The 17,117-nt window shown below is 43.7% G+C and carries 8 protein-coding genes and 2 pseudogenes; 3 read left to right on the top strand and 7 right to left on the bottom strand.

Going from position 1 to position 17,117, the window contains the following annotated elements; all coding sequences use genetic code 11:
* Nucleotides 1–158: 158 nt before the first annotated feature.
* On the top strand, nt 159–875 hold the full coding sequence (locus F6K64_RS06205; protein WP_008179810.1) for a biliverdin-producing heme oxygenase: 717 nt from the start codon (nt 159–161) through the stop codon (nt 873–875).
* 328 nt (nt 876–1,203) lie between these two features.
* Here F6K64_RS06205 and F6K64_RS06200 read toward each other — a convergent pair whose 3' ends face one another.
* A complete protein-coding gene (locus F6K64_RS06200) occupies nt 1,204–1,560 on the bottom strand; it encodes a Mo-dependent nitrogenase C-terminal domain-containing protein (RefSeq protein WP_008179812.1) in 357 nt (118 codons plus the stop codon).
* Between the two features lie 1,574 nt (nt 1,561–3,134).
* Entirely contained in the window at nt 3,135–7,022 is a 3,888-nt protein-coding gene (gene mfd, locus F6K64_RS06195) for a transcription-repair coupling factor (RefSeq protein ID WP_008179815.1), read from the bottom strand.
* Nucleotides 7,023–7,499: 477 nt separating this feature from the next.
* On the opposite strand from mfd, the gene F6K64_RS06190 reads away from it, so the two are divergent.
* Nucleotides 7,500–8,456: a GGDEF domain-containing response regulator gene (locus F6K64_RS06190; RefSeq protein ID WP_008179817.1), complete on the top strand. Its 957-nt coding sequence runs from the start codon at nt 7,500–7,502 to the stop codon at nt 8,454–8,456.
* On the opposite strand, the gene menD is transcribed toward F6K64_RS06190, so the two are convergent.
* The 4 genes and pseudogenes from menD to F6K64_RS06170 form a co-directional block, all read right to left on the bottom strand.
* The gene (gene menD, locus F6K64_RS38750) at nt 8,446–10,563 is read right to left on the bottom strand and encodes a 2-succinyl-5-enolpyruvyl-6-hydroxy-3-cyclohexene-1-carboxylic-acid synthase (protein ID WP_008179820.1); all 2,118 of its coding nucleotides are present in this window, start codon (nt 10,561–10,563) and stop codon (nt 8,446–8,448) included. The genes F6K64_RS06190 and menD overlap by 11 nt on opposite strands.
* Before the next feature lie 69 nt (nt 10,564–10,632).
* Nucleotides 10,633–11,856, bottom strand: a complete 1,224-nt coding sequence (locus F6K64_RS06180) for an RNA-guided endonuclease InsQ/TnpB family protein (RefSeq protein WP_044492296.1) — start codon at nt 11,854–11,856, stop codon at nt 10,633–10,635.
* Nucleotides 11,857–12,107: 251 nt separating this feature from the next.
* A pseudogene (locus tag F6K64_RS06175) lies at nt 12,108–13,280 on the bottom strand (group II intron reverse transcriptase); the annotation flags it as partial.
* A gap of 107 nt (nt 13,281–13,387) precedes the next feature.
* Nucleotides 13,388–13,741: pseudogene (locus tag F6K64_RS06170) on the bottom strand (reverse transcriptase N-terminal domain-containing protein); the annotation flags it as partial.
* A 1,037-nt stretch (nt 13,742–14,778) separates the two neighbouring features.
* Here F6K64_RS06170 and F6K64_RS06165 point away from each other — a divergent pair.
* Complete coding sequence (locus F6K64_RS06165; protein WP_008187015.1) at nt 14,779–16,731, top strand: zinc finger-like domain-containing protein; 1,953 nt, start codon at nt 14,779–14,781, stop codon at nt 16,729–16,731.
* Between the two features lie 176 nt (nt 16,732–16,907).
* Here F6K64_RS06165 and F6K64_RS06160 read toward each other — a convergent pair whose 3' ends face one another.
* Nucleotides 16,908–17,078 (bottom strand): hypothetical protein, encoded by a 171-nt coding sequence (locus F6K64_RS06160; protein ID WP_154659859.1) that lies wholly within the window; start codon nt 17,076–17,078, stop codon nt 16,908–16,910.
* Nucleotides 17,079–17,117: the final 39 nt, after the last annotated feature.

The following is a 17,117-nucleotide window of genomic DNA, read 5'->3' as shown; positions in this document are numbered from 1 at the left end:
TTGCTCTCTGACCGTGGGGGAGATAGAATCTCGGCTTGACGTAAGAATTCTTAACAAAATTTTTCATTAAATCAGTTTACTCTAATAATTTGGAAAGATATTCGCTTGTCTGTAAGTAGTAATACAAATACCGTCAACTTTAGGAACAAAAATAAAGAATGAGTACCAATTTAGCCACCAAGTTACGTGAGGGGACAAAAAAATCCCATACCATGGCAGAGAATGTGGGTTTTGTCAAGTGCTTTTTGAAAGGAACCGTTGAAAAAACCTCCTACCGGAAATTAGTATCCAACCTTTACTTCGTCTATTCCACGATGGAAGAAGAGATGGAGCGCCATCGGGAACACCCCATTGTTTCAAAAATCTACTTCCAAGAGCTTGATCGGAAAAAGAGCCTAGAGCAAGACCTATGCTATTACTTCGGTTCTAACTGGCAACAGCAAGTAGTACCCTCAGTGGCCACTAAAGAGTATGTCCAAAGAATTAAAGATATCTCTGAGAAGGAACCAGAACTATTGGTTGCTCACTCCTACACCCGCTATTTAGGGGACTTATCTGGTGGACAGATTCTCAAAAAGATTGCCCAGCGGGGGATGAATTTATCAGATGGGCAAGGTACTGCTTTTTATGAATTCAAGCAAATCTCTGATGAGAAGGGATTCAAAGCCACGTATCGGCAAGCCATGGATGAGCTACCCATTGATGATGCCACAGCGGATCGGATTGTGGAAGAAGCTAATGCTGCGTTTGGCATGAATATGAAGATGTTCCAGGAACTAGAGGGTAATCTGATTAAAGCCATTGGTATAATGCTATACAACACCCTGACCCGTCGTCGCGTTCGTGGCAGCACAGAACTGGCTACAGCTGAGTAAGCTTATTGCACAAACTGCGATTAGCACCAAAGATGGGTGGCGACTAATCACCTTAACTAGAAATCAAGGCGATTAGCTTTCGTCTCCTGTGATTAGTTATTAGTAGTTAGTAGTTTTGAGGTAAGCATTCAGCCTATCGCTATCAGCGATTAGCTTATGCGCTAGGTTGAATGCTTACGTTTTGAGTACTAACTACTAAGCACCGATAGCAGAATTAATTACCTAGTCCCAATCTCTGTAACCCTGACATTGTAAGCCTTTGAGTTTTGTGAAATGTGTAATCAACTTTGTGTATTTGCTTAGCCGAAACAGAGAAGGTATACCCCTCTCAAGCGTAAAATTCAATATCCTCTCCACACTGATCCACTAGGTAACACAGAGCCCGAAAACGTAGGCTAGCTAATTGCTCGTAGAGAGGGTTGAGCTTACATAGGGGAGGGATGTGTAGTACTAAGTGACCGAAAAGTTTTAAATCCCGCTCAAAGGGACATTGACCAGGAATAATTTTGGAGAGGAATCTAGCTAGGGTTTGATCTGTAATTTCTATTTGATCCAGCCATCGGCGCACAGGTTTTAGTAAATCAACACGTTTGTTGGGCAGTGGATCACGCGGAGTTAGACTGGTATTGAGATCAGCTACCTGTGAGAGGGATGGATTGGTACTTTGCTTGTTAGTTCTGAACATGGCTATACATCTCTAAATTTAATCAATAAAGTCCTCAGCTAAGGCATTCCTATAGGTGCCCTTGACCTTGGCGAATTAAATTCGCCACGGGTCGCACCTGTGGAATGGCTTTTGCAGAGTTCTAATTAAGTAGGTAGACATCAAGTAATCAAACACGATTACTATTGAGCTGTATTGCCATATTGGCGGTAATTTATAAAAATTTATATAGCTATAATTCATAGCATGTCCGGTCGCCTAGGTATTGTAAAGCTTGTGTAATTAGTAATAGGTAATTGGGATTACTCCCGAGTTATTACCTATTACCACAAATAACAACTATAAACACTACCAAAACAACCGGACATGAGCTCAATTGTTACCACTTAACTTATTAGGTAAGCTTTCATCATTCAGCATTCAGCTATCAGCCATTCTTAATCAGCTTTCAGCTCAAAGCCATAATAAATAAGCTTCTTGAACGCGCACGCGTGGCCTTTTGGCCAGGGTTTTCCATTCTTAAAAAGCTGATATATTACCTTATTTCAAGCATAAAAATACAATGGAAAAGTTTGGTAAAGGTTAAAAGAAGAAAGACCAATCAAACTATGAAATTTTGATAAAACTAATTGGTTGACTGTTGGCTGTTGCTGGTGAACACTCAACAGCCAACATCTTATGACACTACCAAAACAACTGCACAGGAGCTCAAGTGTTACCACTTAACTGATGAGCTAAGACTTCAGCATTCAGACTTGGCTAAAAGCCACGCTACTTGAGGTGTTATCAGCCATTCTTAATCAGCTTTCAGCTCAAAGCCATAATAAATAAGCTTCTTGAACGCGCACGCGTGGCCTTTTGGCCAGGGTTTTCCACTCTTAAAAAGCTGACATTACCCTGGGTAAGCTCATCTAAATTTGTATCAAAAACTACAGATAAAGGTTTAAAGATGGTATTATAATTATAATTTAATTTTAATTAATGTTAACAAACTGCCTATATTCTCAATAATCCTGTTATTTCTTCTGTGATTTGAGAAAGCTGGAAATTTTAATTGCGATTCGACATTACCGACGCGGGGCGCGTGCCCGACGACTTCTTTTTTTCTTGCTCAAAGTAAGCCAAGATATTGGACTCGATAGGACTAATATACTGGTTTTTACCGACGCTTTTACCAACTTCAATGAAAATAGGTTAACTGCTTATTTTCAGTTACAATTTATACTAAATTCTATGAGCTGACCATCACAGCTTACCTGATTTCAAGGACAAAAATACACAACAAAGGTTTGGTAAAGTTTTAAAGAAGAAAGACCAATCAAACTATGAATTTTTGATAAAACTAATTGGTTGATTGTTGACTTTTGCTGGTGAACACTCAACAGCCATCATCTTATATGATCTCATACCAAGTTGCGCTCAAACGTACAACTTTCTCTTCCCCCAATCTTCCCATCTCCCCATCTCCGGATCTACTATCTTTGAATGCAACTCGGTATCAGGATAATTACCCTTAATAAAAACCTCCCCCATCTCCCCATCTCCCCATCTCCCCACACTCCCCAGTTACCAATTACTGATTAGGGAGTGTGGGATTAGGAATTAGGGATTGGGGATTGGGGTAACCCAACCACAGTCGGTTCTGGCAGTGCGCCTTGCATCTTGCCTAACCAGTCAATCAGGCTCTCTAGCTGTTTATTCGTCTTGAGCAGACCTAAACCACGAACCGTAACTTTACCAGGAGAATAGACAAAACGCGATCGCAAATGTTGGGGCAGGTTCTCTTGCAGTAACTTCCAGGCTGGTTCCTCCATGGGTGTTTCTAGGAGAATGTGTTGTTTACCCTCAGGTCGAATTCGGGAAAATCCCAAAGACTTCCCTAACTGTTTTAGCTCCATCACCCGCAGTAATTGCTCTGCCACGGAGGGAATTGGACCATAGCGATCGCTCCAATCTGCTGCGATCTGTGCTAACTCCTTTTGGGAGGCTGCTGCAGCTACTCCTCGATAAGCACTGATTTTTTGGTCTATATCTGGAATATAGTCAGCGGGAATAAAGGCTGTAATCTGAAGGTCAATCTGAGTATCATCTACTTGGGGAATTTCTTGCCCTTGAATTTCCTTAATCGCTTCTTGCAGCATTTCCATGTAGAGGTCAAAGCCAATGGCTTCCATCTGACCGGATTGTTCTACACCTAGGAGATTCCCCACCCCTCGAATTTCCATATCCCGGGTTGCTAACAGATAACCTGACCCGAGTTGAGTGAACTCCTGAATTGCTCGTAAGCGTTTCTTGGCTGCTTCTGAGAGTACCTTCTGGTTAGGATAAAGTAACCAAGCGTGGGCTTGAATCCCCGCCCGACCTACTCGTCCTCGCAATTGGTAGAGTTGGGCAAGACCAAATTTGTGAGCATCTTCGATCACAATGGTGTTGACTCTAGGAATATCTAGCCCAGATTCAATAATCGTAGTACACACTAGGATATCTGCCTCACCGTTGCTAAAGGTGAGCATAATTGACTCTAATTCTGCTGGGTCGAGCTGACCGTGAGCAATGGCGATTCTGGCCTCAAGGATCATTTCCCTGAGTTCCGCAGCAACTTCTTCAATCCCTTCAACGCGAGGTACGACATAGAATACCTGACCGCCTCGGTCAAGTTCCATACGAATGGCGGTGCGGACAGCTTCTGGTTTATAGGGAGATAAGTGGGTTTTAATGGGACGCCGTAAGGGTGGTGGTGTAGTAATTAAACTCATTTCTCGTACCCCCGATAAGGACATATAGAGGGTACGGGGAATGGGAGTAGCGCTGAGGGTCAATACATCTACCTGAGTTTTGAAAGATTTAATTTTTTCCTTCTGGTTGACACCAAACCGCTGTTCTTCATCTATCACCAGCAGCCCTAACTCTCGAAACGTTACACTTTTCCCTAGCAACTGATGGGTACCTACCACCACATCTAACTCCCCAGTTTTAAGGCGTTGAAGAATATCACGCTTTTCCTGGGGGCTACGAAAGCGGTTGAGTAGACCGACATTGATGGGGTAGGGAGAAAACCGTTCTTTGATGGTATGATAATGCTGCTGAGTAAGGATAGTGGTTGGGGCAAGGAAAGCTACTTGCTTGTTAGAGGTCACAGCTTTAAAAATAGCCCGAATTGCCACTTCTGTTTTACCAAACCCCACATCCCCACAAACTAAGCGATCCATAGGGCGATCGCTCTCTAAATCCCGTTTCACATCCTGTATCGCCTTGAGTTGGTCAGGAGTAGGTTGGTAGGGGAAAGAATCTTCTAATTCCTGCTGCCAAGGGGAATCCGCTGGAAAGCAATAACCAGACTGCTGTGCTCGCTGGGCATAGAGCTTCAGCAAATCCACCGCTACTTTCTTAATACTTTTACGGACACGATTTTTGGTTTTCTCCCAGGTTTTACCAGACATCTTGTGGAGTTGAGGCAAACCCGTACCTGTATGTCGAAACCGAGATAGTACTCCCAACTGATCCGCTGCCACCCGGAGCAAACCATCAGCGTACTTGATCACCAAATACTCACGAGTTTCATTATTTATGCTTAATTTTTCCAGCTTGAGGAACTGACCGATCCCATGATTCTTGTGAACCACATAATCCCCTGGACGTAGCTTATTGGGGTCAACCTGTTGGGAGGCAGCACGGCGGCGCTTACGGATATAACTGGGAGTTGCCAAGGTATGCTGCCCAAAGAACTCCCGGTCAGTCACAACCACGATGCGGTAAGTAGGGAGGATAAATCCCTCTAGTTCGGCTAAGCCCGAATACTTGACCGCTACCGCTGTCCTCTGGATATTTAATTTTTCAATAGCTGGGTAATCCCGAGGGTTGGGGACAAACTGGGCAGGACAATCATGTTCTTGGAGCAGGGCAACGGAACGACTAGGTTGGGCAGAAACCAGCCAAATAGAGAAACGGCGATCGCTCTGCTCTCGGAGTACTTCTGCTAGTTTGGCAAACTGGTGGGGTGTTACTGGTACAGAGCGGCTAGCCAGATTAACGGCATTTTGGGTAGTTTCTTCCACCAATTCTGATAAATACAGGATTGGTGGAAGGTTAGTAGGTTGTTCGCGTAGCGTGGCCTTTTGGCCAAGGTTGGCTGGTGGAAGGTTAGTAGGTTGTTCGCGTAGCGTGGCCTTTTGGCCAAGGTTGGCTGGTTGAAGGTTATTAGATTGTTCGCGTAACGTGGCCTTTTGGCCAAGGTTCGAACCTTCAACCTGAAACTGGTTAACCTTCAACGGTGGTGAACCTTCAACCTGAAACTGGTTAACCTTCAACGGTGGTGAACCTTCAACCTGAAACTGGTTAACCTTCAACGGTGGTGAACCTTCAACCTGAAACTGGTTAACATTCAACGGTGGTGAACCTTCAACCTGAAACTGGTTAACCTTCAACTCTAGAGCATGATCAAAATAACGATGGAGACAGGGCAGGGAATGATTCAGTTCCTCTAATTGTTCTTCGGCATGTTCCACCCAGCGATCGCAATGGGCAGCACACTGTTCTGGTTCATCAATGACAATTAAAGTATTTTCTGGCAGGTAATCTAGTAGAGAGGCTGGCTGGTCAAAGGCAATACCCAAGAAACGGCGGCTACCCTCTAAAGACTGACCTTCCTCGAAAGATTCTTGCTCCTGAGGTGAGAGATAAGATTGGATTAGTTCAGCCTTTGAGGTTCTCAGCACTTGGCTAATAATGTGACCAAAATCCGTGGGGGTCAGCACGATGCCGTCAATTTTATCCAGGGAACGCTGGGTTGCGGGGTCAAACTCCCGCAACTGCTCTAACTCATCCCCGAACCATTCCAGTCGCACTGGCAATTCTAAGGCTACCGGGAAAACATCTACAATATCACCCCGCCGACTCCACTGACCTTCTGTTTCCACTAGGGGAACCCGTTCATAACCCAGCTGTGCCAACTTTTGATCAAGGTTTTTGCCATCCCAAGTCATGCCCTGGTTAAGGGTAAGGCAGTAGGGCTTAAAGGCATCGACAGGGGGCAAGTGGGGTTGGAGTGCTGCTTGAGTGGCAACAATAGCCATCCCATGAGTTGAACGTTGAACCAATGAAGGTTGTAAGTCCGAACTTTCAACTGGCAACCTGTCAACCTTCAACCTTTCGACCAAATCTGCCAATACTTGCATTTGTCCCCAGGTCATTTCCGACTCTGGGTCAAAGGGTTCATAGGGGGATGCTTCTGAGGTGGGGTATAAGTGGACTGTATCCCAACCCATGGCTTCCAGTTGGGTTGCCCAGCGACTTGCTTCTTCTAGGGTGCTACAGACTACGAATAGCAGACGTTGGTCTGCCTTGGCCAGGGCTGATGCTACTAATCCCTTTGGCAAACGGGGAATACCATTCAGAGATAGAGACTGTTGGCGATTGAGTTTCGTGAGTAGTTCACTGGTGAGAGGGGAGTGCTCTAGTGTCCGAATGATCGAGGAAAGTGCCATTAGTTCAGTGGGTACTTGACAATAGGGCTTCCAGGATAGCTGTTTCTCTCATTTTACTAGGAATAGCAATGCCTGGGGCAAATTGACTGTTGTTGAATAGGTTAACTTATCTCACCACTGGCATTACCACTGGATGCAGGAGTGTTTCCAAGTCCGTCGGTCTACATTAATTTATTAGGACTTACGCAAATACCTCAATTTTACTCTACCTGTAGGGTGGGCAATGTTTTGCCCACCCTACAGGTAGAGTCTGTGCGTAAATCCTGTTTATCTTGAATAAGGCGAAATCCTTTTTAGGTCAAGGATTCGGCTATAACAGTTTCAGGGGTTACGACTTGATTGTTGACTAATCTTTAGAAGATTTAATCCTCTTAGGTTAGATTAAACAGATATTACCGATCAAAATTTCAATTAATTTCTAGCCAAGATAACCAAGAGCTATCGATAAGAAATACATTACTGACTCAAGCAGCAATAATGGATAATACTGACTTGAATAACTTTAATAATAAAACTCCTCAGGTTCTCGTGGTTGATGATGAGAAGATCCTACGCTTGGTGCTACGTCGTAGCTTGACAAAGGAAGGATATAAAGTCATTGAAGCTAGCAACGGTGAGCAATGTCTGAATATCTGTGAGCAAAAATTGCCAGACATTGTGCTGTTAGATGCCAGAATGCCCATACTTGATGGGTTTACCTGCTGTGCTAAATTGAAGGATAACTTTGGTTCCGAATGTCCTCCTATACTAATGATTACAGCACTCTATGATGAGCAATCTGTAGAACGAGCGTTTGAAGCCGGTGCGACGGATTATATAACTAAGCCAATTCACTGGCCAGTTTTGCGACGAAGAGTACGTCGTTTGATTGAATCAAGTTGGACAATGATACAGTTAAAAATCGCCAATAAAGAGTTGGAACGCCTCGCTACTATCGATGGCTTAACCCAAGTTGCCAACCGCCGAGCCTTTGACAAATATTTTAACAACGAATGGTATCGACTGGCACGGGAAGAAAACCCCTTGTCTTTAGTATTGTGTGACATTGATTTTTTTAAGCGTTACAATGACACTTATGGACACCAATCAGGAGATGAGTGTCTTAAACAAGTTGCTCAAATCCTTGGTGAAGCAGCAAAGCGTCCAGGGGATCTGGTGGCTCGCTATGGGGGTGAGGAATTTGTGGTAATTTTGCCGAGTACTGATATACAAGGCGCTATTCAGGTAGCAGAGACAATTGAAACTAAACTCTACAAAAAGGCGATCCCTCATTCTGGTTCTCTGGTGAGTGACATTGTTACCGTCAGCCTGGGGGGTGCCAGTACGATTCCCTCAGTAAAATCATCCCCAGATAATTTATTTTACGAGGCTGATAAAGCACTATATAAGGCAAAAACTGCCGGTAGAAATCGCCTGGTTCATGTTAGTTACTAATGAAAAAATCAGTAGTCATTAGACTTAAAATATTTTGACGCCAACTAGCATCTTTTCTACGGTCAGTAGGCAATTCTAACACTCTAATGCCTTGGCTAGGAAGTGGGTTTAAACCTTGCTTGAGCTGCTGCAATGATTCAATCAGCTGGTGCTCTACTCCATAAGTCAGACACAACTGTGAAAAATTGACATCTTGGGGTGTGGCAAAGAATTCTTCAAAGGGTGGGTCAAATTTGGCAATGGGCAACATCTCGAAAATGCCACCACCATTGTTATTAATTAATATAATGGTTAAATGACCAACAAACTTGTTTTTAATTAGGAAACCATTGCTGTCATGCAAAAATGCTAAGTCACCCGTTAGCATCACACTACTTTGATTACGATGAGCAATACCTAAAGCTGTTGATAAGGTACCATCAATCCCATTAGCGCCCCGATTAAACCAAGGTCGAATCCTCCTGTTACCAGGTTTCCAAAAGAACTCCACATCTCTGACTGGCATGCTGTTAGCAATAAATAGAGGTGTTTCCGGTGGTAGACATTGGGACAGTAACCAAGCCGCTTTCCCTTCAAACAACTGACTCATTTTAGTCATTGTTTGGTCAACCTTTGCCCTGACCTTCGCTTCAGCCTCACACCACTTTTTTAGGTAAGGTTGCAGGTTATCAGGTTGCAGGTTATCAGGTTGCAGGTTATCAGGTTGCAGGTTATCAGGTTGCAGGTTATCAGGTTGCAGGTTATCAGGTTGCAGGTCATCAGGTTGCAGGTTATCAGGTTGCAGGTTATCAGGTTGCAGGTTATCAGGTTGCAGGTTATCAGGTTGCAGGTTATCAGGTTGGAGGTTATCAGGTTGCAGGTTAGAATCGTCAACCTTCAACCTTTCAACCTTCAACCTGTCAACCGTCAACGATGGTGAACCTTCAACCGTCAACCTGTCAACCGTCAACCTGTCAACCGTCAACTTGTCAACCTTCAACTGGTTAACTTTCAACTCCTTTACCCATATCCCCAGTTGTTCTACACTCATCCGCAGATGAGTTGTTTTGCCATGGAGGGGGTCGAGGTTGTGGTGGCTAGGGTCAATCACCCAACGTCGCGGTTGACATTTATCCAACCAAGCACGCAGTTCTTTGCTAATCGGTAGTTCACCAATGTGAATAACCATTGTGGGTTTTAGCTGTTGCGCTAATCGTGGATTACGCAGGATCAAGTCATAGGTGGAAATTAGATTGGGGTTGAGGTCGCAATAGTTTCTTACCGGTGAGAGCCCTTCTGCTAGTACAGGCCATCTTAAGGTTTTGGACAAGGATGCGATCGCATTACAATAGTCTTTGGGATTTTGGGGTTGAGCTGGACCAGCGATAATTATTCCTTGCTGGGATTCTTGCCACTGTTGTATGACTTTCGCGGTTGCAGGTTGCAGGTTGTCAGTTACAGCTTGCAGGTTGTCAGTTACAGCTTGCTGCTGACAGTGAGCGAAGAATTCTTCTGGTTGTAATTGGGATTTTAATGGGTTAGTGGTTGTGTCGGGAATGGGTGGGAGGGGGTCACGGAAGGGTAGATTTAGGTGTACTGGACCAGGGGTAGGAAAATGTGTTAGCGGAGTGCTGCCAAAGGAGGCTCGCTCCCAAGCATGAACTACGGTTTGCCGTAGATAACGGAGCATACTGATATCAGCTTTAGGGACCGCTAGGGTACTTTGCCAGTTGGGATAGTTGCCGTATAATTTGATTTGGTCAATGGTTTGTCCGGAATGACAATCTTGGAGTTCTGGGGGACGGTCAGCAGTCAAAACTAATAGTGGTACTCGGCTTTCTCTGGCTTCAATCACAGCGGGATAGAAATTAGCCCCAGCCGTGCCAGAGGTACAAACCAGGACAACTGGTTTTCCTGATTGTCGAGCAATGCCTAAGGCGAAAAAGCTGGCTGAACGTTCATCTAGAACTGGAATCGCCTCGATCTGTGGGTGTTGAGCAAACGCAACAGTTAGAGGGGTTGAGCGTGACCCTGGACAGATGATTGCTGTGGTCAATCCCAAGCGCTGTAGGGTTTCTACCAGGATGGAAGCCCAGAGGCTATTGGTGTTGCGAAAATCAATAGGCATTCAATTATGTTAATCAACATTTAATTCGAATATTGTGAACTACCCCAACCTACTTGGCCTATGGCCACGCTACGCGAATGTAGAGGTTGGGGCTTCCAGCTTCACGGAAGAATGCCTCAACTTGGACGGACGTCCACGTCTTGGTCTTACTTCTTCTCCACTGGCGTTAACCTCCCCCGTCCCAGAGGAGGATAGCATTCTGATACCTTCTGCTCTGATATTATTTGCCGCATTACCATCTCTGTCGTGATGAGTTCCACAACTTGGACAAGTCCAAGCCCTTACATCAAGCGGTAACTCCTTGATTTGATAATGACAATTAGAGCAGGTTTTAGAGCTGGGGAACCACCGGTTTATCTCAACCAATACCTTTCCTTCTTTTTCACACTTATAAGAAAGGAAATTGACAAAGATTCCCCAACCCAGGTCAGATATTGCTTTAGCTAGTTTATGGTTACGAACCATGCCCTTGACATTTAGGTTTTCGACTACCACTACTTGATTCTGATCAACTATTTTTCTGGATAGCTTATGCAGGTAGTCTTGGCGGACATTTCCAATCCGTTCGTATACTTTAGCTACAATTTTTCTGGCTTTTTTTCGCCCGTTACTGCTCTTCTTCTTTCGAGCAGCGATACGTTGCTTTTTGGCTAATTTTTTTTCGTATTTAGCTAGATGCTTGGGATTACCAAATTTAGAGGTCTTTTCGCCGTCGTAGGTGATCGCAAAATCTTTGATGCCCAAATCAATCCCGATAACCTTTCCTTCTGTGGAAGGCTGCCTGTCCTCTGATTCATACTCCATCAGCACAGAAGCATAGTATTTCCCAGACGGAGTCCTGCTGACGGTAACAGTCTTGATTTCTCCATCTAATGGTCGGTGTATTATTGCCTTGACAGTTCCCAGTTTTCCAGGAAACTTAAGGCAATCTCCTACGCGGCATACGCGCTGTGGATATTGGATTGATTGGCGATGATGATATGACTTGAATCTAGGATATTTTGCTCTACCCTCAAAAAAATTTTGATATGCACGGCTAAGATTTAGACTCACAGCTTGCAACACCTGAGAGTAGCAATCTTTTAGCCATTCAGTTTCTTTATCTTTTTTGAGTTTTGGCAACATAGCATTGAGGGCAGCGCGAGACAACCCTTTACCGGTTTCTTTGTAGGTTTCTATGCACTGATTCAATGCATAATTCCACCACCAGCGGGCACAGCCAAAGTGCTGAGCAAGTATATGAACTTGTTCTTGAGTTGGATAGATCCTGACCTTGACTGCTTGATGTCTTATTGCTTTGACCTCATTTATCGACATATGTACCATTATATATATTTTGTGGTACATCGTCAACCCATCGCTAAAAGTTTTTGTTCGCTTAGCGTGGCCTACGGCCAAGGGGCTATCCATCCCCACCCGTCGCAGGGATGGGGAATTTCGCCCCCTCAAACTCCCCTGTTACGGTCGATGCCTGGTATTACCCAGGGCACCTCCGCTTCAGAACTGGACGTGAAACTTTCGCCTCATCCAGCTCCTGAATATCCTCAACCTTTCGGTTTGCCTTTCGGCTTGCTCCAGTGGATTTCTTGGTGGCAGCTTTGATGGACTGCCATTAGATTCTTGCGTTTCCAGTTGGCGTGGTTTCCATCGACGTGATGAAGGTGTACAACCTGGTCGTTCAAGAATTTGTGTCCGCAATGTCCACAGGAATGGTTTTGCCTTTTTAAAGCCTTGGCGGTAGCATCATCGTATAGTACGGAGTTTCGCATGCTCCAGTAGACTAAGTCTCCGTCATAAGGGGACTTGGTTCCTTTTACGTTTACGTGTTGGTTTTGTTTATACCCGACTGCTGGGAAGCTTTTCTTGCATAGTTCGTTGGCTTTGTACCGGTTTACTTTCTTTTCCTTGCGGAACTTACGGTTTGCGGTCTTATTCAAGAACCATAAACTATCTCGGGAACTGCTCATGTCACAGCTTTTGTGGTAGTTTCTCCAACCACGTACGATGGGGGCTAATTTTTGGGCTTTTATTTTGGCACCATAATTCGAGTTGTTGACCACGGTTTTTATCTTCTTCCGGAAGTTTCTATGGTTTTCCTCTGAGGGAGTGCATCGGAACTTTCCGTTTTTCTGGACTCGGAATTTCCAACCCAGGAAGTCAAACCCGTCTGTCGTATTGGTTAGTTTGGTCTTTTCTTGATTTACTTCTAAGCCGCGTTGAGCTAGGAAGTTCCTCACTTTTTCTAGAATTTTCTCAGCATTATCTTTTGGCTTAAGAATAAATACCATGTCATCCGCATATCGGATGCTAGAGTGTATATTCTCTATTCCGTCAAGTGCAATGTTGGCTAGGAGTGGGCTGACTACACCGCCTTGGGGCGTTCCTTGCTCCGGGAATTCCGGATTGATGCCTGCTTTTAGACATCTGAATATCCCCATCTTCAGACTTGCAGGAGCTAGCAATCTATCCATTATGGAGCTGTGGGAGATGCGGTCGAAACACTTTTTGATGTCTAGTTCTATTACTCTTTTTGTGATGCCGTTAGAGTTTGATTTTAGATGTAGGAACAGGCGTTTTTGTGCGTCTTGGGCACATCTGCCTGTTCTGAATCCGTAACTATCGGCACTGAACGTAGCTTCATGGGCTGGTTCGAGAGCATATTTTGCTAAACATTGCCATGCTCTATCTTGGATTGTTGGTACTTTTAACATTCTTGTACTCCCGGAGACGAAACCTTAGAATAGGGCAGCCTTTATGGTTGGTCGGCTATGGGCAAAAGGGTCAAAACTTTATGATTAAGGCTGCCCTATTCTTGCGGTAACTTCTGACCGTTTTTATTAGGTATTGGTATTTCCCTCAACCCTTGATGCGTCCAATTTTCCGCACGGTCGTTTAGTTTTCCTAGTACCTCGAACCGTTCTTTGTAGCTTAGGGACTTTTTCCCATCTACTCCGGCGGTTTTCTTTCCTTGATTAAGCTGTGTCACTTGGCGGATTGCCATTAATTGAGCTGAGCGGGATTTCAGAATCAGTTTTTGTAAAGACCGCGCCTTTCTCAGGTCACCATCTCGAACCGCTTTGTACACTCGCTTCTGTAGGCGGAAAAGGTTCCGGCGGAGTTGTTTCCACTTTTGGCTTTTCCATAGGTCACTATATCTATTTGACATGTGTCTACCCATGCTCTCCATTAGTTTTGTGTATTCTGGATACCCGCCACCAGTTTTGGGTGGCATCCTACCCGACAGTGGGGATTAAGTCGGCATAACTTACCGAGGTTCGACTATTCCTCAGACCCATACTTGCTGTCGTTTTTACTCGTTCCGTCTGTCAGATTGTTTTGGTGATTTAGGGCAGTCCAATTTGCCTACCCTCTTCTCAGAGATTACAGCTATCACGAAAAGAATGCTGTGAGAATGAGAGGGTCAAGTCGCACACTATTTACATCTCAGATTGTGGCTTCATTCTTAGACACTTTTCTAGGACTAGTTTTACCCTTGTCACCTCCCCGTTAGCGCCAGTGATACCTATCTGCTTTGGTTCTGCTTGCGCCCTGTTGCCAGCTTCACTCTGTGGAGTTGCCGCCCACTCGGTGTGGCCAGGTAGGGAGTCACTTATCTCTTCAAGGGGTGGGTTTTCACCACCATCCGAAAGACAGTTAAGAATCTTTGAGGGTGTTTCCTCGCGATTCTCCTAACTCTTACCCCTCTAGAAACTAGAGGCTCTTAGTTAGAACGAGCCGCACCTTCGTTAAATGTTGATTTGATTTTGTTGACCGTTGAGGGTTGAGAGTTGACAACCGAGGTTTTACTGCCCTAATGTAACTTAAACATAAATATGAGTTAAAATCGGATATAATCTATGTATAGAAGCTATTTCAGGTTAAAATATTCGTCTCTAAGACAGACAACTCCTGACTCAGAAGGAAGAAGGTAAATTTTAGGTAAGCATTCAGCTGACCACTGACCGCTGACCGCTGAATGCTTACTGGTCTTGAAAGTTTCCTGCATCATTCTTGGTGATTAGCCCAATAAGTATATAGATACTTAAAAATCAGCTATTAGCACTCAGCATTCAGCAGGTAGTGCCTTAGCTGAATGCTTACAATTTTAGATGGGGCCCTTATCCCCATCTAAAATGCAGCCACCCAGAATTTGTGGGGGATTCTTTCACGATCACAAACATGGAACATTTAAGGATTGAATACATCGCCAGGGTCATGAATTGGGAAGCTAATTCTATGCTTGAAGCAACGCTATGGATACTTACCACGCTTTTTATAGGAACTCTTATATCTAGTCTTTTTCATCGCTTCAGGTTTGGTGCAACAGTTGAGCAACTAATCGAGACAAGATTTTACGAGGTTTTACCAGTACGTAGCCTTTTTTGGGCTTTATTTTGTGCTTTTGGTTACGGACTAGCTTTTACCTCGTTCGCTGCTTTGACAAATATTTTTCAATTAGTTTTTAATGAATCACGATCATCTGAAACCGCATGTAAATTACTTTTAAGCGGAGGATTGGCATTTTTATTTGCTATTACACTTAAATCTTTAAAGTATGCTCTTCTGAGAATTCCAAATCAGAAGCCTCTACCTGTCAAAACAGATGGAGTATCAGTTCGTTATGGAATTCATCCTCGCTTGTTAAAAACTTTGGGTTTTGAACGATTTCCTAATGAAAAATCTCCCAAAAATGTTGAAGAGCGGATAGTTAGATATTTAATTGCTGTGATAGGTGTAACATGTATAGGATTGATCTTTTTTATCCTATTCAAAAATAATGAATACAATTTTGAAATAGATTTTACCACTTCAATACAGGATGTTTTATCGCAAATACCTTCTATTCAGACATCTTTTATATTAACCACTATTGCCATTATTCCTACGCTAATTGTGTTGATAATATTCAACAATAGGGATTACACATTCCTGAATTTAAATCAATCTTTGCTTGTTAAAGTTGGGATTGTTTTTTTGAGTATCTTTTGCCTTAGGTATTTAAATTTAAAATTCTACACGACTGTAGTTATAGTTGCAATAATCTTGTCTTTATATGGGCTGCGAATGATAGCAGACTTAATCTTAGAATCGTCGTATACAAGAGTTAAGCGAGTATATAATCCCATTGCAGAAAAAATTAAGCATTACACCTCATATCTTGAGCAAATTTATATTGACCCACAACTAAAACTAGGTTCACTACAGAAAAATCAACTGGCAGATCGTATCAGCAGGGGTTGTAAGAATTTAGAAGAGCGAGGAATCTTTGTTGTTCGGAACTTGGCAAGATTCTTGAACTTGGTTGAGGTTCAATATGAGGAATTTGCCGTTGCTATGCTACGTTACCTCACTGTACGGCGGTATATCACTCTTGGTGGTGCTTCTGGCACCTATCGCCCACTTCAGCGTCCTGCTGTACCCATGTGGGATTATGACCTATTTCCTCTTCATCCTCCCAATGGCTATGTGAATTGGATTGATCCGCTCTGGCTTCCTAGCCAATGGGACGTTGTAGAAACATGCTGGAGGTGTGGAGGAACAGGGCAAGTTATGACAACTGTTACTGAAACTGATTCAGAAGGTAATACAAAAACCCGTAGAGAATATGAAACTTGTGGTACATGTAGTGGCAGTGGGCGGTTAAAGCACACTCAAATTCTTAATACCCAATGGCAAAGGATGATGCCCCTAGTTACATATCCTAGTATTCCTATACCTGAACTGGTTGAGGATGCAGAAGAGAAAGTTTTCTACCGTCAACCAATCACAGAAAACTTTGTTGCAGCAACTGAACAGGCAAGAGCAGCAAATGCCAACAATCTTATCCTACAGAAAATGTATCAAACTGGAAGTGAGCTTAAACAGCTTCACAAGCTTCATAAATCAGAGGTAGAAAACTTGCATAATGGCTATCTCTATCGTGCAGATTTTCAAATTGCTTCTTTTCGGATGATAATGATTGAGTTTGTGAATTTAGGTAGACGTTTTGGATGGTTCTTTGGACGACGACCTGAATTTTACTTCCCTCAACTACCGCTCTCTTATAGTGCGGTTTTTACCTTGATGTTGCTGCCTCCTCTTGGGTTGGCTCTCTCGATATTTCTTTTTAGATTTTCAACAAAAATTTTTCCTTTGCTAATTTCATGTATTAAGGTAGCTTTATCTTGAATCCCCAACGTGGTTTTACCTTGGCGATCGCTACTTACCGAAAGTCTCCAAATGCCGATATGCCCTTAAATAGCATGAGCAGACCACTTATTAAGATAGCAATCGCCAGCCCACCAGCCACTAAATCCAATAAGTTAGTATTTTCCAATTAAGGAGCCTCTCACCTTGATCAAATGCTAACCCAAAAGTCCCCAGTCCAAGTCATCTCTCATGCTGTCACTGAAGCAGGCATCTACCAAGTACAGCAGGGCTACCGAGTAGAAGTCAGCAGCACCGAGACTTAGTTTTACTGGCATCCAGGTATCTTTCGGGTTGTGCAAGAACTCAGGGAGTGGTTGCGACCTCAAGTCCACGTTTGTGGAAACGTTGGAGGCTTTTCGGACAGC

Origin of the sequence: Moorena sp. SIO3A2 (assembly GCF_010672265.1) — a bacterium.
Taxonomy (GTDB): domain Bacteria; phylum Cyanobacteriota; class Cyanobacteriia; order Cyanobacteriales; family Coleofasciculaceae; genus Moorena; species Moorena producens.
The sequence above is the reverse complement of the archived record's forward strand: the minus strand, read 5'-3'. Positions and strand labels throughout refer to the sequence as shown.